This is a genomic window from Streptomyces sp. WZ-12 (assembly GCF_028898845.1).
Taxonomy (GTDB): Bacteria; Actinomycetota; Actinomycetes; order Streptomycetales; family Streptomycetaceae; genus Streptomyces.
Genome location: NZ_CP118574.1, coordinates 3,939,906 through 3,959,258, shown reverse-complemented (window position 1 = coordinate 3,959,258; position 19,353 = coordinate 3,939,906). Strand labels below are relative to the sequence as shown.

Here is a 19,353-nt window from a genome sequence, read left to right as displayed (position 1 = left end):
CGGCGCCGCCGGCTCACGGCACGAAGCGCACCTCCGGGTGGCGCGCCGAAGGGCCGTCCAGCAGACGGCCGTCCCGGTCGCGCAGCCACCGGTCGAAGAACGCGGTGACATAGGCCCGTTCGGCGGCGACCGCGCGCGCCGGGTCGAGCGTCCCGACCATCTCCGTCACGTCCTTGCGGGACAGCCCCACCTGCCGCGCGACCTGCGGGATCAGCGCCTGGGCATCGGTGAAACTGGCGTGCCGGCCGCCCCGGAGCGTCAGGTCCCGCAGCCAGGTCCCGCGGGCCGCGCTGCGTCGCCAGGCCGCGCCCCAGGAGGGGATCGAGTGGTGGTCGTCCCCCGCCATCCCCATCAGCATCAGCGGCCGGTCCACCCCGTCCAGCCCCACGCTGGACGGATGTGACGGATCGTCATCGCGCTGGGTGTAGCCCATCACCCCGTCCATGTTCACCGCCGCCCTGATCCGCGGGTCGTCGTGCATCGTCTGCACGGCGGTGAACCCGCCGGCGGACTGCCCGAACATCCCCACCGCGGACGGGTCCAGCGCCCCGCGCAGCTCCGTCGGCAGCGCCGAGTCGGCCCCGCCGCGCGCCAGTTGGTCCAGCACGAACCGGGCGTCGGCCACCCGCACCGCCGCGACCTTCTCCAGCAACGCGGTGATCCGGCCGGTCCGTTGGGCCTTCGCCAGCTCCGCGCGCATGACGCTGCGCGCCACCCGGCCGTCCGGGAACTCCACGGCGGGCGCCTCATAGGGGTGGTCGAGGGTCACCACCGCGTAGCCGCGGGAGGCGAGTTCGTCGCAGAGCGCGCTGCCGAACGAGCGGGGGTCGCCGGCCCCGGGGGAGTAGAGGACCACCGGCAGCCGGCGGCCGTCCGGCCGGGCCACGGGGGCGCCCCGGTGCGCGTGGGTGAGGGTGGCGCCCCAGGCGACCTTGCCGGCCGGGACGTGGTCCGCGAAGTTGCCCAGCCGGTCGAACGCGGCCGCCTCGACCGCGGTCAACTGCGGCACCCGCGGGAACCGCCCGGCGTCCCGGGTGGCCGGGTAGCGCACGCTCACCATCAGCTCCCGGTACGGCCGTTGGGCCACCCAGGGGTCGGGCCGGTGGTGGTCCGTGAGGTGCAGCGCGACCGTGCCGACCGGATACGGGCCGGTGGGCGCGGGGAGCGTGAGCGCGGGCGCGGCCGCCGTGGCGTGCGCCCCGCCGCGCGGCTCCTGGCGCCCGCCCTCCGCCCCGGTCCCGATGCCCGCCGCGGCCGTCACCGCGACCACCACCAACGCCCCGACCCCCGCCAGCTTCCGCGCCGTGCCGCCCATCGCGTTCTCCCCGCTCGCCCCCACGGACGCGGACTGCGCCCGGCGGACGCCCACCGCCCGCACCCAGCACGATCCCGGCCCCGGCCGCCCCAAGCGACCGTGCGGGCACCTGTGTTGGGGGTACGGCCAGCACGAAGGAGGCGCTTACGCGGGCCGCCGACGGCAGGCGCCCACGAGGCCCCCTGGCGCTCTCCACCGGGCGCGCGGCATCACGCCGCCCCGCCCCGCTAGGAGTTCGACGGGATCTCGCTCCGGTCGGTCCCGGCGCGGCCGTCGTCCGGACCGCCCGCACCCGGACGCGCGGGGCCCGAACTCGCCGCGCCCGGCCGGCCGGTGGCGCCACCCGCCGTGGCCCCGGGGGCGGCGGCCGCCCGCTCCGGCAGCCCCCGCAGCAGCAGCCCGTACCCCACCGCGGCCACCGTGCCGACCACCGCGCAGCCGGCCCAGAGCACCCCGGCGCCGTAGTGGTCGATGACCGTGCCGCCCAAGAGGGGCGCGGCCAGCGACGCGACGGACCAGGACAGGGAGTACATGCCCTGGTAGCGGCCGCGGCCGTGGCGCGGTGACAGGCGGACCACCAGGCCCATCTGCGTGGGCGAGTTGATGATCTCGCCGAGCGTCCAGACGGCGACCGCGAGCGCGAACAGGGCGAGCGAGCCGGCCAGCGCCGTCAGCCCGAAGCCGTAACCGGCGAGCAGCGCCGAGCCGATGAGCAGCGCGGCTGGGCTGCGGTGCTCGATGAAGCGGGTGACCGGGATCTGGAGCAGCACGATCAGCACCCCGTTGACCGCGATGACCAGCCCGAAGTCCGCGCTGGAGAAGCCCGCGAGGCCCATCGACACCGGCAGCGACACATACGCCTGCTGGAACAGCAGCGCCAGCAGCAGGTTCAGCCCGACGACGGTCATGAACCGCCCGTCGCGCAGCACCGTCAGCATCGAGACCCGCGCCGCGCCGGCCGCGTCCCCCGGCGCGTCCGCGGCCCCGCCGACCGCCGGGCGCGACTCCGGCAACGCGAAGAACACCACCAGCGCGCAGGCCAGCACCAGCGCCGCCTCGCCCAAGAAGAGGGCCAGATAGCCGTGTTCGGCGATCAGCCCGGCGACGCTGGAGGAGACCGCGAAACCCAGGTTGATCGCCCAGTAGTTGAGGGAGAAGGCGCGGACGCGGTCCTCCGGGGCGACGATGTCGGCCATCATCGCCTGCACCGCGGGCCGCGAGGCGTTGGACGCCATCCCGACCGCGCAGGCCACCACCGCGATGGCCACCGGATCGGTCATGAACCCCAGCAGCGCCACGGAAACCGCCGTGCACACCTGTGCCACCAGCATCGTCGGTCGCCGCCCGAGCCGGTCGGCGAGCACCCCCGCCACCACCGACGAGACCACCCCGCCGAGCCCGTACAGCGCACCGACCAGCCCCGCGTACGAGGCCGAGTAGCCGCGCTCGACGGTCAGATAGAGCGCCAGGAAGGTGGCGACGAACGCCCCGAGCCGGTTGATCAACGTGCTGGTCCACAGCCACCAGAACTGCCGCGGCAGCCCCGAGACGCTCGCCACGGCGGCCCGCCGCAGTCGCCCCCGACCCCGGACCTTGTCACCACTTACGGGCGCAGACATGACGGACCCCCCTGGACACCGAACGGCTACGAGCAGCGAAAGCGCCCTCCCGTGGACGGCGAGGGCGACCCGGGCAAACTACAAAGCGGGCGGTCCCGGCCGCCACACAATTGACCGGAAGCGTCAAGCCGCACCGCCCCGTCTCCCCCGCCGGGCACCGATCCGCGCAGGTGACGGCCGCCCGCGGGCGCACCCCACGGCGTCGATTACGCTCGACGGCATGGCCACCGCACCGTACAAGCTGATCCTGCTCCGCCACGGCGAGAGCGAGTGGAACGCGAAGAACCTGTTCACCGGCTGGGTGGACGTCAACCTCAACGAGAAGGGCGAGAAGGAGGCGGTCCGCGGCGGAGAGCTGCTCAAGGACGCCGGCCTGGTCCCCGACGTCGTCCACACCTCCCTCCAGAAGCGTGCCATCCGCACCGCGCAGCTCGCCCTGGAGGCCGCCGACCGCCACTGGATCCCGGTCCACCGGAGCTGGCGGCTGAACGAGCGCCACTACGGTGCGCTCCAGGGCAAGGACAAGGCGCAGACCCTGGCCGAGTTCGGCGAGGAGCAGTTCATGCTGTGGCGCCGCTCCTACGACACCCCGCCGCCCCCGCTGGAGGACGGCAGCGAGTTCTCCCAGAGCGACGACCCGCGCTACGCCGCGATCCCGCCGGAGCTTCGCCCGCGCACCGAGTGCCTCAAGGACGTCGTCGCCCGCATGCTGCCGTACTGGTACGACGGCATCGTCCCGGACCTCATCGCCGGCCGCACGGTCCTCGTCGCCGCCCACGGCAACAGCCTCCGCGCCCTGGTCAAGCACCTGGACGGGATCTCGGACGCGGACATCGCCGGCCTGAACATCCCCACCGGCATCCCGCTCGCCTACGAGCTCGACGCCGACTTCCGCCCCGTCAAGCCGGGCGGCACGTACCTCGACCCGGAGGCCGCCAAGGCCGCCATCGAGGCCGTGAAGAATCAGGGCAAGAAGAAGTAAGCCCCCGCGCCTCGCGCAAGCAAGCCCCCTACCAGCGGTTTTCTCCGCCGGTAGGGGGCTTTTTGCCGGGTCGGGGCCGCGCGGGTCACCGTGCCGTCGTCACGGGGCCGCTGGCGTGCCGTCGGTGGAGCGGGCCGTTCAGCAGTTACCGCCGCACTGGCACGGGCCCCCGGACTGGCAGCCGCAGCCGCATCCGGAGCCGCAGCCACAGGCGCCGAGGACAGGGAGCAGCGGCCGGTCGACGGCCGGCTGCTCCTCCTGGGACGCGGGGTTCGGGGAGTCCGCCATGAGTGCCATTCTTCGCCTCCTAGGGGTCACCTGGTGCTTATTGCAAGCCCGGGTGCATAGGCGCGTCAACGGCGCGTGGGCGCACGTTACGCGCCCTCGACCCCCGTCGGGGGCGCGATCTCGTCGGCGTGCTCGCCGGTCACGAGGTAGACGACGCGCTTGGCTACCGAGACCGCGTGGTCCGCGAAGCGCTCGTAGTAGCGGCCCAGCAGGGTCACGTCCACGGCCGTCTCGATGCCGTGCTTCCAGCGGTCGTCCATCAGGTGCTGGAAGAGGGCGCGGTGGAGCAGGTCCATCGCGTCGTCGTCCTGCTCCAACTGGAGCGCGAGATCGACGTCCTTGGTGATGATGACCTCGCCGGCCTTGGCCATCAGCCGCTGCGCCAACTGCCCCATCTCCAGGATGGTGGCGTGCAGATCGCGCGGCACCGCCCGCTCCGGGAAGCGCAGCCGGGCCAGCTTGGCGACGTGCTGGGCCAGGTCACCGGAGCGCTCCAGGTCCGCGCTCATCCGCAGGGAGGTGACGACGATCCGCAGGTCGGTGGCGACCGGCTGCTGGCGGGCCAGCAGGGCGATGGCCCGGGCCTCCAGATCGCGCTGGAGGTCGTCGACCTTCTCGTCGGCGGCGATGACGTGCTCGGCCAACTTCAGGTCCGCGTCGAGTATCGCCGTGGTGGCGCGCCCGATCGCGGAGCCGACGAGCCGGGCCATCTCGACCAGGCCCTCGCTGATCGAGTCCAGCTCCTCGTGGTACGCGTCCCGCATCAGTGACCTTCTCTCGCTTCGAGGGGGGTGGGGGTTCCGGAGTTGCTCCCGGGAGTTCCGGGGCGTGCGTGGTGGTGAAGGGGGGTGGCGTGTGCGCCTACGCTCCCACGGACCGGCCGCCGGCGGTCCCGGCACCCTCAATGTGCGGCCGGATCGCGACGGGCGGGGCCACCGGGGATGAACCACCGCCGACCCGAAGGTGAACTCTGGGAGACGCCGCCGCGGCCGAGAGGGCGCCGCCCGCGTCCCGCCGTCGCGATCGGTGAACCGGCCCCGACGTCTCGGTGAACTCTGGGCGAAGGGTGTCCGAGCAGCGGCTCCCACCGCTGGGGGAGTGTCGGAGGCGGCACATACTCTGGATTCATGAACGTGGACGCGGCGGTCGCCGCGATGGCAGCGATCGCCGGTCTGTGCACCGGCGTCTTCGCCATGCTGGCGTTCCGCTGGAGCGAGCGGGATCAGGTCAAGCCCACCCGCACGTCCTTGCATACCGAGGCGGTCCTGCCGCCCGGTGTCGACACCGTCCTGTCGGTGCTGCGCTCCTCCGCCGTCGTCCTCGACGAGGCCGACGCGGTGGTCAAGGCGAGCTCCGCGGCGTACGCCCTCGGGCTGGTGCGCGGCGGCCGGCTGGCCGTGGAGCCGATGCTCCAGATGGCGCGCGACACCCGCAGGGACGGCGAGATACGCCAGGTGGAGCTCGACCTACCGCGCCGCGGCACCGGCCGCGGGGACGCCCTGGCGGTCTCCGCCCGGGTCGCCCCGCTCGGTTCCCGGCTGGTCCTGCTCCTGGTGGAGGACCTCACCGAGGCCCGCCGCATCGAGGCGGTCCGCCGCGACTTCGTGGCCAATGTCAGCCACGAGCTCAAGACGCCCGTCGGCGCCCTCTCCCTCCTCTCCGAGGCGGTGATGGACGCCAGCGACGACCCGGAGGCGGTCACCCGCTTCGCCGGCCGGATGCAGAACGAGGCCACCCGCCTGACCAACCTCGTCCAGGAGCTCATCGACCTCTCCCGGGTGCAGAACGACGACCCGTTGGAGGACGCCGAGCCCGTTCCGGTCGACGAGCTGGTCGCCGAGGCGGTCGACCGCTGCCGCCAGCAGGCCGGCACCAAACAGATCACCATCGCCAGCTCCATAGGCGGCTCCGAGGGCGCCGCGAAGCGCAGCAGCGAGGCCGACGGCCTGCACATCTGGGGCAACCGCGGCCAACTCGCCGCCGCCCTGGGCAATCTCGTCGAGAACGCCGTCAACTACTCCCCGGCGCGCACCCGCGTCGGGATCGCCGGCCGCCGGGTGCCCGCGCCCGGTGGCGACCTGATCGAGATCGCGGTGACCGACCAGGGCATCGGCATCTCCGAAAAGGACCGGGACCGCATCTTCGAGCGGTTCTACCGCGTGGACCCGGCGCGCTCGCGCGCCACCGGCGGGACCGGCCTCGGCCTCGCCATCGTCAAGCACGTGGCCGCCTCGCACGGCGGGGAGGTCACGGTGTGGAGCGCTGAGGGACAGGGCTCCACCTTCACCCTGCGTCTCCCGGAAGCCGGGGCCGTGCGCGACCGCGAACGGCCCTCGGACCTCACTGCGGAGGGCCTCGACGACGAGGACCGCCCGTACGAGACCTTCAACGATCCGCTCCCAGCTCACCCAGCCCCGGAGGTCCTTCCGTGACCCGAGTGCTCGTCGTCGAGGACGAGGAATCGTTCAGCGACGCACTGTCGTACATGCTCCGCAAGGAGGGCTTCGAGGTCGCCGTGGCGGCCACCGGGCCCGACGGTCTGGACGAGTTCGAGCGCAACGGCGCCGACCTCGTCCTGCTGGACCTGATGCTGCCGGGCCTGCCCGGCACCGAGGTCTGCCGCCAGCTTCGCGGCCGCTCCAACGTCCCGGTCATCATGGTGACCGCCAAGGACAGTGAGATCGACAAGGTCGTCGGTCTCGAAATAGGGGCCGACGACTACGTCACCAAGCCCTTCTCCTCCCGCGAACTGGTCGCCCGGATCCGCGCGGTGCTGCGCCGCCGCGGCGAGCCGGAGGAGGTCGCCCCGCAGGCCCTGGAGGCCGGCCCGGTGCGGATGGACGTGGACCGCCACGTCGTCACGGTCTCCGGCGGCAAGGTCGACCTGCCGCTCAAGGAGTTCGACCTGCTGGAGATGCTGCTGCGGAACGCCGGCCGGGTGCTGACCCGCATGCAGTTGATCGACCGCGTCTGGGGCGCCGACTACGTGGGCGACACCAAGACCCTCGACGTCCACGTCAAGCGGCTGCGCGCCAAGATCGAGCCCGACCCGGGCGCCCCGCGCTATCTGGTGACGGTCCGCGGCCTGGGCTACAAGTTCGAGCCGTAGGCCGCGGCGCGGGACATACGTGAAGGGGCGCCCCTCCCGACCGGGAAGGGCGTCCCTTTCGCGTGCTGCGGGCCTCAGTGGCCGGCGTGCCCCGACTCCGAGGGCTTGCCGGAGGTGCTCGGGGTGGCCGAGCCGCTCGGGCTGCCCGCCTCGCCCGGCTTGCCGGACGCGGAGGTGCTCGGCTGCGGCGTCACGGACGGGCCGTAGCTCTCGAAGATGTTCTTCGCCGGGACGACGAAGGCGTTCAGCTTGACCTTGCCGGTGTTGCTGAAGTCGAAGGTCAACTGCTGGGCGTTGCCGTCCTGGACGGCCTCCCGGCCGCTCTCCAGGAGGGCACTGGGGTTGCCCTTGCCACCGATGACGACGGAGCCGCCGGCCGGCACGTTGATCTTGGTGGACAGCTTGGCCGACTGGCCGGTGCCGTCGACCGAGATGCCGGTCAACTGCTGGTCCTTGGTGCCGGTGTTGAACACCGTCGCGGTGATCGCGGCCGGGCCCTTGGTCTGGACATCGGGCTGGGTGACGACGTTGGCGTTCTGCACCTTGATGTCGCCGACGCTGGTCTCGGCGTTGTCCGGCTTGACCTCCAGCGTCTGGGCGTCGTTCCCGGCGGCGCACGCGGAGAGGGTGGCGATCGAGAGCGAGAGGACGGTGGCGGCGAGGACGCCGCGTCGAAGGCTGCGGCTCACGGCGGCGGCATCTCCTTGACGAGCTACGGCGGCCGAACGATTCGTGCCCGGTCGCGGATGGACGGCTGAGGGCGGTTCGCGTACGCGTCATGGCGACGGGCACGTAAAGCCGCCCTAAGGGTGGGTCAGCGCCGCTAGGTTACCGAGCCGTCCTCGCGGTCCCGCACCCGACCCGCCCCCTAAGCGATCACCCACCCCCGCACCTGCCCCGACCCACCGATACCGGCACCCCGCCCGGGCGACCCGCTCCTCCCCCGGCCCCCATTTCCGGAAGCCTCTCTCGACCGATCTCCCGACCGATCTCCACACCCCTCTCCGTCCCGATCTCCGGAGAACTGCCGGGCATATTCGGCACGCGACTGTTCGAGTGGTGACCGCGGTGTTTCCTCCAGGTGAAAAGCGGTATTCACAGGGAATGCACATGACGCCCGAAATTGATCACTCGTGGCCCGCGCGGGATCGTTGATCAATTCCGGGAATCGCGCCCGACCGGTCACCATGCATCCGAACGGAGTAGCGGAACTCGCTCAGGTGGATCGGTGTAAATCGGGATGTTTCACCTGTTGATCTTTGTGATTCCGGTCCACCGTGGGTAGCTTTCTCCGCACCCGGGAAGCCCCTCCCACCTGCGAATACCTGCGCCCAGAGCCCCCTCGCAGCACGTTCCGGCTGCTGTTGTCAAGCCCCGAGATATGCCCTGACCTGCGAAAACGCCATTCAGAACGGCCCGTTCCCGTGTTAGCATGGATAGCCACGGAAGGGGTACCTGTCACATGACGTTCAAGGTTGGCGACACCGTGGTCTATCCCCATCACGGGGCCGCGCTGATCGAGGCCATCGAAACTCGCCAGATCAAAGGCGTGGACAAGACCTACTTGGTGCTGAAGGTCGCCCAGGGCGACTTGACTGTTCGTGTGCCAGCGGACAATGCGGAGTTCGTCGGCGTACGCGACGTGGTTGGTCAGGACGGGCTGGACCGGGTCTTCGAGGTGCTGCGCGCACCGTATGCGGAGGAGCCCACGAACTGGTCCCGTCGCTACAAGGCAAATCTTGAGAAGCTCGCTTCCGGCGACGTGATCAAGGTCGCCGAGGTTGTTCGTGACCTGTGGCGGCGCGAGCGCGAGCGCGGACTCTCCGCGGGTGAGAAGCGGATGCTCGCCAAGGCCCGCCAGATCCTGGTGAGCGAGCTGGCCCTCGCGGAGAACACCAACGAAGACAAGGCCGAGGCCCTGCTTGACGAGGTCCTCGCGTCCTGACGACGCGCACGCTGACTGCGACGACGCGAGCACGGTGACGTAAGCGGTGTGCCGACGCAGCAGCAACGACGTAAGTGCAATGCCGCGGTGCCCGAGCGACGACCGCCTCCCCGAGGTGGAGGGTCTGTTGCCGGGCGCTGCGGCATATCTGTGGGGAGCGTGTGGAAAGGCCGGACGCTGAGCCGGCGGCGACTTCGTCGGTGAAGGCCGCCGGGCTCCGCCCCCGGCCGTGGTGAACGGGGAGGCCCCCCGTGGCGTGCCGGGTGCGGGATGCTGCCCCGACCGCTGTCACGGAAGGGTTGCGGTCTGGGCGTCTCGCCCGGCACACCCCCGAGCTTCACGGGCAGGGGGTCCCTCCAGGCCATACCCACCCCGCCCGAGGAAACAAACCTGTCTGCCCTAATTCCGGGCCCGCCCGGACTTTCGGAGCCATCGATGTCAGATCCCTCCCGCCCGGCCCGCACCGCGGCGGTCATCCCCGCCGCCGGCCGCGGTGTCCGGCTCGGCCCCGGTACGCCCAAGGCGCTGCGCACCCTGGGCGGCACCCCGATGCTGGTCCACGCGGTCCGCGCGATGGCCGCCTCGCGCGCCGTCACGCACATCGTCGTGGTCGCCCCGCCGGACGGCCCCGATGAGGTCCGCCGCCTCCTCGACGCCCATCCGCTCGCCGACCGCACCGACCTGACCGTGGTCCCCGGCGGCGCCACCCGCCAGGAGTCGGTCCGGCTCGGGCTCGCGGCGCTGCCCGGCGGGATCGACGTGGTGCTGGTGCACGACGCGGCCCGTCCGCTCGTCCCGGTCGAGACCGTCGACACGGTGATCGCGGCGGTGCGCGACGGCGCTCCGGCCGTGGTTCCCGCGCTGCCGCTGGCCGACACCGTCAAGCAGGTCGAGCCGCGCCCCCAGGGGGCCCCGGAACCGGTGGTCGGCACCCCGGAGCGGTCGCTGTTGCGCGCCGTGCAGACCCCGCAGGGCTTCGACCTGGCCACGTTGCGCAAGGCGCACGAGGTCGTCGTGGCGGGCGAGGGGGCCACCGACGACGCCGGGCTGGTGGAGCGGCTCGGGGAGCCGGTGGTGCTCGTCCCCGGCCACGAGGAAGCGTTCAAGGTGACCCGGCCGCTGGACCTCGTCCTGGCCGAGGCCGTACTCGCCCGGAGGAGGGCCACCGATGGCTATGTCTGAGGCCGCTGCGACCGCGCCGGTGCCCGGCATCCCGCTCGTCGGGGTCGGCACCGATGTGCACGCCTTCGAGAAGGGGCGCGAGCTGTGGTGCGCCGGGCTCCTCTGGGACGCCGCGGCGAGCGACGGCTACGGGCTGGCCGGGCACAGCGACGGCGACGTGGCCGCGCACGCCGCCTGCGACGCGCTGTTCTCCGCGGCCGGCATCGGCGACCTCGGCGCGCACTTCGGCACCTCCCGCCCGGAGTGGTCCGGCGCCTCCGGGGTGACGCTGCTGGCCGAGGCGGCGCGCATCGTGCGGGCCGAGGGCTTCGCCATCGGCAACGTCGCGGTGCAGGTCATCGGCGTCCGGCCGAAGGTCGGCAAGCGCCGGGACGAGGCGCAGCGGGCGCTGTCGGCGGCCGTCGGGGCGCCGGTCTCGGTCTCCGGCACCACCACCGACGGGCTGGGGCTGACCGGCCGGGCCGAGGGGCTGGCGGCGATCGCCACCGCGCTGGTGGTGCGCACCGCCTGAGCGACCGCGGGGTGGGCCGGGTCGGGCTGCGCCGATCGGGCCCACTGCGTCGGAATGCCCGGTGCAGCAGGGGGCGTTGGGCCGAAATCCGGGTACGGGTGTTCCTCAAAAGCCAACGGTCCGGTCCACGGAAGGAACCTCGTGTCTGCCACGCTCTCCGACGGTCTCAAGAAGCTGCTCGACTCCCCGGTCTTCGTCATGGTGGGGACCATCCAGCCGGACGGCAGCCCCCAGCTCTCCCCGGTCTGGGTCAAGCGGGACGGCGACGACCTGCTGATCTCCACGACCGTCGGGCGCCGCAAGGAGAAGAACCTCCGCCGCGACCCGCGGGTCTCGGTCGTCGTCCAGCCCTTCGACGCGCCGTACACCTACGCCGAGATCCGCGGCCAGGCGACGCTCAGCACCGAGGGCGGGCAGCAGTTGATCGACGAGCTGTCGCGGAAGTACACGGGCAAGGCGTACGCGGAGTTCAACGCGGACGCGGTCAACGACGCGGAGCGGGTCGTGGTCCGCATCTCCCCGCGGAAGGTGGTCGGCGGCGTCTGAGGCGTCGTCGTCCGGAAGCACTCCGTCCGGAAAAGCCGGCAAATCGGACGGCTTTGACGGATCTGGTGCCCTGTGCCCAAGAGGGCACAGGGCACCGTCGCATTCCGACTACCCTTGTCCCGTGACGATTCGCCTGTACGACACCAGCGCCCGGCAGATCCGTGACTTCACCCCGATCAAGCCGGGCTGTGTCTCGATCTACCTCTGTGGCGCGACCGTGCAGGCCGCACCGCACATCGGGCACATCCGCTCCGGACTCAACTTCGACATCATGCGCCGGTGGTTCGCCCACCGCGGCTACGACGTGACGTTCGTCCGCAACGTCACGGACATCGACGACAAGATCATCCAGAAGTCGGCCGACCAGGGCCGCCCGTGGTGGTCGATCGGGTACGAGAACGAGGTCGCCTTCAACGCGGCCTACGACGCCCTCGGCTGCCTGCGTCCCACCTACGAGCCGCGCGCCACCGGCCACATCCCCGAGATGGTCGAGATGATGCGCGGCCTGATCGAGCGCGGCCACGCCTACGCCGCCGACGGCAACGTCTACTTCGACGTCCGGTCCTTCCCGGAGTACCTCCAGCTCTCCAACCAGGAGTTGGCCAACCTCCGCCAGCCGGCAGGCGAGGGCGAGACCGGCAAGCGGGACCCGCGCGACTTCGCCATGTGGAAGGCGGCCAAGGAGGGCGAGCCCAGTTGGGAGACCCCCTGGGGCCGCGGTCGGCCGGGCTGGCACCTGGAGTGCTCGGCGATGGCCCACAAGTACCTGGGCCCCGCCTTCGACATCCACGGTGGCGGCGTCGACCTGGTCTTCCCGCACCACGAGAACGAGATCGCGCAGGCCAAGGGTTTCGGGGACGAGTTCGCCCGGTACTGGGCGCACAACGCCTGGGTGACCATGAGCGGCGAGAAGATGTCCAAGTCGCTGGGCAACTCCGTGCTGGTCTCGGAGATGGTCAAGCGCTGGCGGCCGATCGTGCTGCGCTACTACCTCGGCACCCCGCACTACCGCTCGATGATCGAGTACAGCGAGGAGGCGCTGCGCGAGGCCGAGTCGTCGTTCGCGCGGATCGAGGGCTTCGTCCAGCGCGTGGTGGAGAAGGCCGGCGTCGTCGAGCCCGCGGCCGAGGTGCCGCCGGCGTTCGCCGAGGCGATGGATGACGACCTGGGCGTTCCGCAGGCGTTGGCGATCGTGCACACCACCGTCCGGCAGGGCAACTCCGCGCTGACCGCCGACGACAAGGAAGCCGCGGTGGCCCGCCTCGCCGAGGTGCGCGCGATGCTCGGCGTGCTCGGCCTGGACCCGCTCGACGAGCGGTGGTCGGGCGGCGGCGCGGACCGGGGCGAGGACCTGCACGGCGTCGTCGACTCGCTCGTCCGGCTCGTCCTGGAGCAGCGGCAGAGCGCCCGCGCCCGCAAGGACTACGCCACCGCCGACGCCATCCGCGACCAGCTCCAGCAGTCCGGCCTCACCATCGAGGACACCCCCTCCGGCCCGCGCTGGACGCTGTCCTAAGAGCCCGTCCCCGGGGACCGTCCCGGGGACCGGCGCACCCCCGGTCACCAGCCGGATTCGCCCTTCCCGGCGGCCGCGGGCGACACTCAATCCATACGTACGTACCTACTCCACGTCGCGAGACGTCGAGAGCAGTGAAGAAACAGGTGACCCATGGCCGGCAACAGCCAGCGCAGGAACCGCCGCACGTCGAACAAGAAGGGCGCTCAGGTCGGCAGTGGCGGTAAGCGGCGCCGGTCCCTGGAGGGCAAGGGCCCGACCCCGCCCGCGTCCGCGCGCAAGGGGCACGTCAAGAACCGCGTCGCCAACGCCAAGGCCAAGCAGGCCGCGAGCCGCCGGCCGGCGCCGCGGCGCGGTGGCGCCAAGGGCACCGCGGAGCTGGTCGTGGGCCGCAACCCGGTCGTCGAGGCGCTGCGCGAGGGCGTGCCGGCGACCACCCTGTACGTGCAGCAGTTCATCGACAACGACGAGCGGGTCCGCGAGGCGCTCCAGCTCGCCACCGAGCTCGGGCTGAACCTCCTGGAGGCGCCCCGCGCCGAGCTCGACCGGATGACGAACGGGCTCAACCACCAGGGCCTGGTCGCCCAGATCCCGCCGTACGAGTACGCGCACCCCGAGGACCTCTCGGCCGCCGCCTTCGACGACGGCGAGGACCCGCTGATCGTCGCCCTGGACGGGGTCACCGACCCGCGCAACCTCGGCGCCGTCGTCCGTTCCGTCTCGGCGTTCGGCGGCCACGGCGTCGTCGTGCCGGAGCGCCGGGCGGCCGGGATGACCGCCGGCGCCTGGAAGACCTCGGCCGGCACCGCGGCCCGTACGCCGGTGGCCCGGGCCACCAACCTGACGCGCGCTCTGGAGTCGTACCAGAAGGCGGGGCTGACGGTGGTCGGCCTGGCCGCGGACGGCGACACCGAGCTGCAGGACCTGGAGCTGCTGGACGGCCCGGTCGTCATCGTGGTCGGCAGCGAGGGCAAGGGCCTGTCCCGGTTGGTCGGCGAGACCTGCGACGTGCGGGTGCGGATCCCGATGCCGGGCGGCGCGGAGTCGCTGAACGCCGGCGTCGCGGCCGGCGTGGTGCTGTGGGAGGCGGCGCGCCGCCGCGCCTGACCCGTTGTGCCGGGCCGTACTTCGGGCCGGGCGGGCCACGCGCCGCCCGGCCCGGACCCGGAACGTCTGCCCGCCCGAGGGCGGGCAGACGTTCCGCGCGTCTCGCCGTATCACGTGATCTTTTGACGGGTCTCGGACAGATCGGGCCGGTCAAGGCAGTGTCTTAACCGCGGGTCACTCGGTTAGATGAGCGTGGACACCAGAACACCCCGCACACCTACGGGGGGACGCTCGCCGGGCTTCGACGACGAGCCGGTCCTGAGCTCGGTCAAGGTGCCGTGCGATCCCGCGCAGGTCATCGTCAACCACGCCAGCTTCCGCGTGCAGCTCGCCGCCCCCGTGGTCGCCGGCGCGCTGGCCGAGACCGCGCGCGTCCCCGCCCTCCGGGGATCGCCGCCCAGACGCCGCACGCCCGTGGTCTGGAGCGGCCGTACCGGACCGGGCGGCACCGCCGGCGCCACCACCCAGCTCCTGCACGCGGTGCGCGACGCGGGCGTCCGCCCGGACCCCCGTCCCGTCGACGACCTCGGCACGACCCAGGTGCTGCCCCGCGTCCGGCTCGGCGACGCCCCCGCCCCCGCCCCCACCGTCGTGGGCCAGCGCGGCCCCGCCGACGGTGAGGACACCCTGCCGCACGGCACCCGCGCGGTGCCCGGCCGGCTCGCCGGTCGCCGGTGGGACGACGGCGGGGACGGCCACGGCGAGGACCGCTTCGAGGACCATTTCGAGGCGCGCGATGGCTACGAGTCCGGGGCCCGGCGGCGCGGCGGCGACGCCGTCCGGCACGCCTACTACCCCGGCCGCCGGATGAACCTCGGCGTCGTCCTGCTGCCGCTGCGGATCTTCCTCGGCCTGATCTCGGTCTACGCCGGGATGGGCAAGCTCTGCGACCCCGTCTACTTCGACGGCGGCCAGCGGGGCTCGATGGTCACCTGGCTGCTCTCCCTGCACCCCTGGGAACTGGCCGTCCCGCTGCGGGACTTCGCGGTCGCGCACCCGGTCGGCGCCGGCCTGACGGTGGCCTTCCTCCAGGTCGTGGTCGGCGTGCTGACCATCTGCGGGCTGTGGCAGCGGGTCGCCGCCGCGTTCGGCGCGCTGCTCTCCGCGGCGCTGCTGATGACCGTGAGCTGGCGCGCCTTCCCCGCCTACGACGCCCCCGACATCATCTACCTCGCCGCCTGGAGCCCGTTGATCATCGCGGGCGCCCCCGTCTACTCCATGGACGCCCGGCTGGCCGGCGAGGCGTGGCGGCGGCTGGGCCCGCGCGTCGAGGTCGGCGCGCTGCGCCGCCGGGTGCTGCGCCGCGGCGCGGTGATGACCGCGGTGGTGGCCGGACTGACCCTGCTCATCGGCTCCCTGCTGGGCGGCGCCGTGCGGACCGCGCGGGTGCCGACCGTGCCGCGGCCCGGCGAGCCCGCGATCAACAACCTCCCCGGCTCGCCGCTGCCCCGCCTCGGCCACCACGCCACCCACCCCGACCACCGCACCCCCGCGCACCCCGGTACGCCCTCGACGAGCGCCTCCCACAAGGCCCACAAGCCCGGCGCGCCCTCGGCCTCGGCCCCCGGCACGCCGTCGGCGGGAGCCCACACCGGTGCCTCGGCGCACCGCCCGGGCGCGACCACCAGCGCCTCGCAGCAGTCGGCCCCGACCCACGCCCCGTCCCGTACGCAGGCGCCGGCCACCTCGGGCGGCACCGGAGCCGGTACGACCGGCAGCTCCAACAGCGGTGCCCCCGGAGGCGACTCCGGCCACGGCAACACCCTGGGCGGCCTCCTGGGCTGACCCGCCCGTCTACCGCCCCCACCTCGTCCCCGATCGCTCCGCTTTCCCCACGGCCCCGCGGCCGGGGTGGCGGGCGGTCGGGGACGACGCGTTGGAGGCGGGGCCGGGGAGCAGGAGAGGGGCAACCAGGAGGGCCTGTGGGGGCGTTGAGGGATGCGCGGGAGGCCGGGGGAGGTTACGGGGAGGGCCGGGAGTCGAGAGGGGCTCTGAGGCCCTTGCGCGCCCGCGACGGGGCCGTTTCACCCCCGCTTCGTCCTGCCTCTGCCGCGGTGTTGGCCCTCCGCGGGCGTGGCTCGGCACCCGGGGAGGCGGGGCGTACGCCGGTGCCGGGAGGGACTCAGGCGAGGGTCGTGTACGGCACGGGCGCCTGGGACGCGAGGGAACGGGCGGAACGGGCGGGCCCGCTCAACGGCCCGGCGACGTCAGCTCGTTCAGCTCCCTGGCGGCCTCGGTCAGGTCCTTGGCGGTGTCGATGGCGCGCCAGTAGGCCCCCTGGGGGAGCGGATAGCCGGCCAGCCGGCGTTCCCGGGCGAGGCGCGGGAAGGTGGTGCGCTCGTGGTCGCCCCGGGCGGGCAGCAGCGCGGTGAAGGCCGCGGAGAAGACGTAGACGCCCGCGTTGATCAAGTACGGGGAGGGCGGCGCCTCGATGAAGTCCAGGACGTGCCCGAAGGCGTCGGTCTCGACGGCGCCCCAGGGGATGCGCGGGCGGGCCAGCGCCAGAGTGGCCACGGCGTCGCGCTCGTGGTGGAAGGCGGCCATCTCGCGGAGCGCGAAGCGGGTCCAGATGTCGCCGTTGGTGGCGTACCAGGGTTCGTCCGGGCGGGGCAGGGAGCCGGCGGCGAACTTCAGGCCGCCGCCGCGACCCAGCGGCTCGGTCTCGACGACGGTCGTGACGCGCAGGGGGAGTTGGGCCCGCGCCAGCCACTCCTGGAGGACCTCGGCGAGGTGCCCACAGGAGACGACGGCGTCGGTGACGCCCTCCGTGGCGAGCCAGTTGAGCTGATGGCCGATGATCGGGGTTCCGGTACCGGGAATCTCGACCATCGGCTTGGGTCGGTCATCGGTGTACGGGCGGAGACGCGAGCCCTGGCCGCCGGCCAGGACCACGGCCTGCGTGGGGTACGGATGCGCTGCTCCGGTCATGGTTCGCACCTTATGCGGTGCGAGCGACGGTCACTGGGCGGCGGCCACGCCGGAGGCGAAGGAGGTGTCGCAGACCGGGCGGGAGAACGCCTGGGCGCGGTGCGCGGCACCGTACTTGGCGACCGCGGCGCGGCCGAGGGCACGGGCGATGGAGGCGCAGTGCTTGGCCAGCGAGGGCCGGGCGTTGGTGGCCTCCTGGAGGTGCGTCAGGGCGACGCCGGGGTCCTCCTCCTGGAGTTCGACGAGGAGACGGTCCCGGAGGACGTCCTGGGCGGCGCGGGGGCCGGCCTTGGTGGAGACCCTCCCGGAGGAAGCGGCGAGTACCTGCGACTCGGAGGTCTTCGAGGCCCAGGGGACGCGGGTGACCGCGAGGGTCCCGGAGAGCACGAGGACGACGGGCAGGACGAGGGCGAGAGTTCGGCCGATACGGCGGGCTGCGGAGTTCACGGTCGTGATGGTAGCGAGGAGTGATGATTTGGCGACATTTGGTCATCACATCGGGGGATGGATTGGGTTGTCGGTGCGGTCGTCGGGTTGACGCATTGATACGAAAACCCGTTTGCATGGCGGGAGATGGGGCGGATCCGGGGGTGCGTGCGCCGCCCCACGGAGCCGTGAGCACGGGTCCGTTGCCGCTCCGGACGCGCCGCGGCGGCGGAGCGGGGACCCGCAGTACCCCACCCTGCCGCCGCGGTAAACCCTGCTGGGCGGACGCAACGGCCCCCGCCCGCCCGGTGTTTGAGGCCGATCGGCCCGTCAACCGGGGCGGCCCCTCAGTCGGTCAGCCGCTTGCCCGTCGAGGTGGAGAAGACGTGCGTCTCGCCCGGCTGCGGGACGACGTGCAGTTGGGTGCCCTTGGCCGGCACCTGGCGGCCGTTGACCCGTACGACGAGGTCCTTGACCGCCCCGCCGACCTCGGCCGTCCCGTAGACGTAGCCGTCCGCGCCCAACTCCTCGACGACGTTGACCGTTACCGCCAGGCCGGCCGGGGCGTCCGCGGCCTCCTTGGACAGCGACGCGGCGGCCGCGCCGTTCTGCTCGACGATCTCGAAGTGCTCGGGCCGGATGCCGACCGTCACCGTCGCGTCGCCCTCGGCGCCGGCCAGCGCCTCCCGGCTGACCGGCACCACGCTGTTGCCGAACTTCACGCCGCCGTCGGTGATCGGCACCTCGACGAGGTTCATCGCCGGCGAGCCGATGAAGCCCGCGACGAAGAGGTTGGCCGGCCGGTCGTACATCTTCCGCGGCGAGTCGACCTGTTGGAGCAGCCCGTCCTTGAGGACCGCGACCCGGTCGCCCATGGTCATCGCCTCGACCTGGTCGTGGGTGACGTAGACCGTGGTGATCCCGAGGCGGCGCTGGAGGCCCGCGATCTGGGTACGGGTCTGCACCCGCAGCTTGGCGTCCAGGTTGGACAGCGGCTCGTCCATCAGGAACACCTGCGGCTCCCGTACGATCGCCCGCCCCATCGCGACCCGCTGCCGTTGTCCGCCCGACAGCGCCTTCGGCTTGCGCCCCAGGAACTCCGTCAGGTCCAGGATCCTCGCCGCGTCCTCGACCTTCTGCCGGATCTCGGCCTTCGGCACCCCGGCGATCTTGAGCGCGAAGCCCATGTTGTCGGCGACCGTCATGTGCGGGTAGAGCGCGTAGTTCTGGAACACCATGGCGATGTCCCGGTCCTTGGGCGGGAGGTGGGTGACGTCCCGGTCCCCGATGCGGATGGCGCCCTCGTTGACGTCCTCCAGCCCCGCGAGCATCCGCAACGAGGTGGACTTGCCGCATCCGGAGGGGCCGACGAGGACGAGGAACTCACCGTCCTCGATGGTGATGTCGAGCTTGTCGACGGCGGGCTTGTCGGAACCCGGGTAGATCCGGGTCGCCTGGTCGTAGGTGACCGTAGCCATGGTGTGTCCCTTCACCGGCAGGAACGTGCCGGACGATCCGAGTAAAGGAGTGCCGGCCCACCGCCCCGGAGGCCCACCACCCGAAGTGGTGTAGTCCACAGCGACGAACCGCCCGCGACGCTACCCGGACCGGCGGCCGGTGTCAGTAGGCGGTTGATTACGAATTGGGGGCGGTGGGCCGTGGACGGGCGCGCTGCGGGAGGGCGGCGGGGCAATGGGCGAAGAGGGCAACCGGCACCGGGCGCGCCTAGGTACACTTCTTCCGGTACGCCTCCTTAGCTCAGCTGGTCAGAGCACCGCTCTTGTAAAGCGAAGGTCGTCGGTTCGAATCCGACAGGGGGCTCTGGGAAGTCCAGGTCAGTTAGTTCCTGACCTGGGCTTTTTCTGTGTTTGGAGGGGGT

General features: G+C 72.4%; 17 protein-coding genes and 1 tRNA gene. 11 read left to right on the top strand and 7 right to left on the bottom strand.

The genetic code is table 11. The features are described from left to right. Nucleotides 1-13: 13 nt before the first annotated feature. Together PV796_RS16655 and PV796_RS16650 are read right to left on the bottom strand one after the other, a co-directional pair. Nucleotides 14-1,315: an alpha/beta hydrolase family protein gene (locus PV796_RS16655; RefSeq protein WP_274914029.1), complete on the bottom strand. Its 1,302-nt coding sequence runs from the start codon at nt 1,313-1,315 to the stop codon at nt 14-16. Nucleotides 1,316-1,542: 227 nt separating this feature from the next. Then, complete coding sequence (locus tag PV796_RS16650) at nt 1,543-2,934, bottom strand: MDR family MFS transporter (RefSeq protein WP_274914027.1); 1,392 nt, start codon at nt 2,932-2,934, stop codon at nt 1,543-1,545. Nucleotides 2,935-3,154: 220 nt separating this feature from the next. On the opposite strand from PV796_RS16650, the gene PV796_RS16645 reads away from it, so the two are divergent. Next, nucleotides 3,155-3,916: a phosphoglyceromutase gene (locus PV796_RS16645; RefSeq protein ID WP_274914025.1), complete on the top strand. Its 762-nt coding sequence runs from the start codon at nt 3,155-3,157 to the stop codon at nt 3,914-3,916. A 374-nt stretch (nt 3,917-4,290) separates the two neighbouring features. On the opposite strand, the gene phoU is transcribed toward PV796_RS16645, so the two are convergent. Continuing rightward, entirely contained in the window at nt 4,291-4,968 is a 678-nt protein-coding gene (gene phoU / locus PV796_RS16640) for a phosphate signaling complex protein PhoU (protein ID WP_274914024.1), read from the bottom strand. Nucleotides 4,969-5,331: 363 nt separating this feature from the next. Between phoU and PV796_RS16635 the strand changes: the two genes are divergently transcribed. Both PV796_RS16635 and PV796_RS16630 read left to right on the top strand, forming a co-directional pair. After that, the gene (locus PV796_RS16635; RefSeq protein WP_274914023.1) at nt 5,332-6,636 is read left to right on the top strand and encodes a sensor histidine kinase; all 1,305 of its coding nucleotides are present in this window, start codon (nt 5,332-5,334) and stop codon (nt 6,634-6,636) included. Further along, nucleotides 6,633-7,313, top strand: coding sequence for a response regulator transcription factor (locus PV796_RS16630; RefSeq protein ID WP_016572018.1), 681 nt, complete (start codon nt 6,633-6,635; stop codon nt 7,311-7,313). The genes PV796_RS16635 and PV796_RS16630 overlap by 4 nt, the downstream gene beginning before the upstream one ends. A gap of 74 nt (nt 7,314-7,387) precedes the next feature. Here the strand turns inward: PV796_RS16630 and PV796_RS16625 are convergent, their stop codons facing one another. Next, a complete protein-coding gene (locus tag PV796_RS16625) occupies nt 7,388-8,002 on the bottom strand; it encodes a DUF461 domain-containing protein (RefSeq protein WP_274914022.1) in 615 nt (204 codons plus the stop codon). Nucleotides 8,003-8,775: 773 nt separating this feature from the next. Here PV796_RS16625 and PV796_RS16620 point away from each other — a divergent pair. From PV796_RS16620 to PV796_RS16590, 7 genes are all read left to right on the top strand, one after another. Further along, a complete protein-coding gene (locus PV796_RS16620) occupies nt 8,776-9,258 on the top strand; it encodes a CarD family transcriptional regulator (RefSeq protein WP_003953493.1) in 483 nt (160 codons plus the stop codon). Nucleotides 9,259-9,693: 435 nt separating this feature from the next. Continuing rightward, entirely contained in the window at nt 9,694-10,440 is a 747-nt protein-coding gene (gene ispD / locus PV796_RS16615; RefSeq protein ID WP_274914014.1) for a 2-C-methyl-D-erythritol 4-phosphate cytidylyltransferase, read from the top strand. Then, nucleotides 10,427-10,951: a 2-C-methyl-D-erythritol 2,4-cyclodiphosphate synthase gene (ispF, locus tag PV796_RS16610; RefSeq protein ID WP_274914012.1), complete on the top strand. Its 525-nt coding sequence runs from the start codon at nt 10,427-10,429 to the stop codon at nt 10,949-10,951. Before ispD ends, ispF begins: the two co-directional genes overlap by 14 nt. 141 nt (nt 10,952-11,092) lie before the next feature. Further along, on the top strand, nt 11,093-11,497 hold the full coding sequence (locus PV796_RS16605; protein WP_274914010.1) for a PPOX class F420-dependent oxidoreductase: 405 nt from the start codon (nt 11,093-11,095) through the stop codon (nt 11,495-11,497). A 121-nt stretch (nt 11,498-11,618) separates the two neighbouring features. Further along, nucleotides 11,619-13,013: a cysteine--tRNA ligase gene (cysS, locus tag PV796_RS16600; protein WP_274914008.1), complete on the top strand. Its 1,395-nt coding sequence runs from the start codon at nt 11,619-11,621 to the stop codon at nt 13,011-13,013. 153 nt (nt 13,014-13,166) lie between these two features. Further along, nucleotides 13,167-14,120: a 23S rRNA (guanosine(2251)-2'-O)-methyltransferase RlmB gene (gene rlmB, locus PV796_RS16595; RefSeq protein ID WP_274914007.1), complete on the top strand. Its 954-nt coding sequence runs from the start codon at nt 13,167-13,169 to the stop codon at nt 14,118-14,120. 186 nt (nt 14,121-14,306) lie between these two features. Beyond that, nucleotides 14,307-15,905 carry a DoxX family protein gene (locus PV796_RS16590; protein WP_274914006.1) on the top strand — a complete coding sequence of 533 codons (1,599 nt, stop codon included), beginning with the start codon at nt 14,307-14,309 and terminating at the stop codon, nt 15,903-15,905. A gap of 405 nt (nt 15,906-16,310) precedes the next feature. Here PV796_RS16590 and PV796_RS16585 read toward each other — a convergent pair whose 3' ends face one another. The 3 genes from PV796_RS16585 to PV796_RS16575 form a co-directional block, all read right to left on the bottom strand. Continuing rightward, complete coding sequence (locus tag PV796_RS16585; RefSeq protein WP_274914005.1) at nt 16,311-17,048, bottom strand: nucleotidyltransferase family protein; 738 nt, start codon at nt 17,046-17,048, stop codon at nt 16,311-16,313. Nucleotides 17,049-17,078: 30 nt separating this feature from the next. Then, nucleotides 17,079-17,495, bottom strand: coding sequence for a hypothetical protein (locus PV796_RS16580; RefSeq protein ID WP_274914004.1), 417 nt, complete (start codon nt 17,493-17,495; stop codon nt 17,079-17,081). Between the two features lie 326 nt (nt 17,496-17,821). Next, complete coding sequence (locus tag PV796_RS16575) at nt 17,822-18,952, bottom strand: ABC transporter ATP-binding protein (protein WP_274914003.1); 1,131 nt, start codon at nt 18,950-18,952, stop codon at nt 17,822-17,824. A gap of 269 nt (nt 18,953-19,221) precedes the next feature. On the opposite strand from PV796_RS16575, the gene PV796_RS16570 reads away from it, so the two are divergent. Further along, nucleotides 19,222-19,295 (top strand) — tRNA-Thr (locus PV796_RS16570). Nucleotides 19,296-19,353 lie beyond the last annotated feature (58 nt).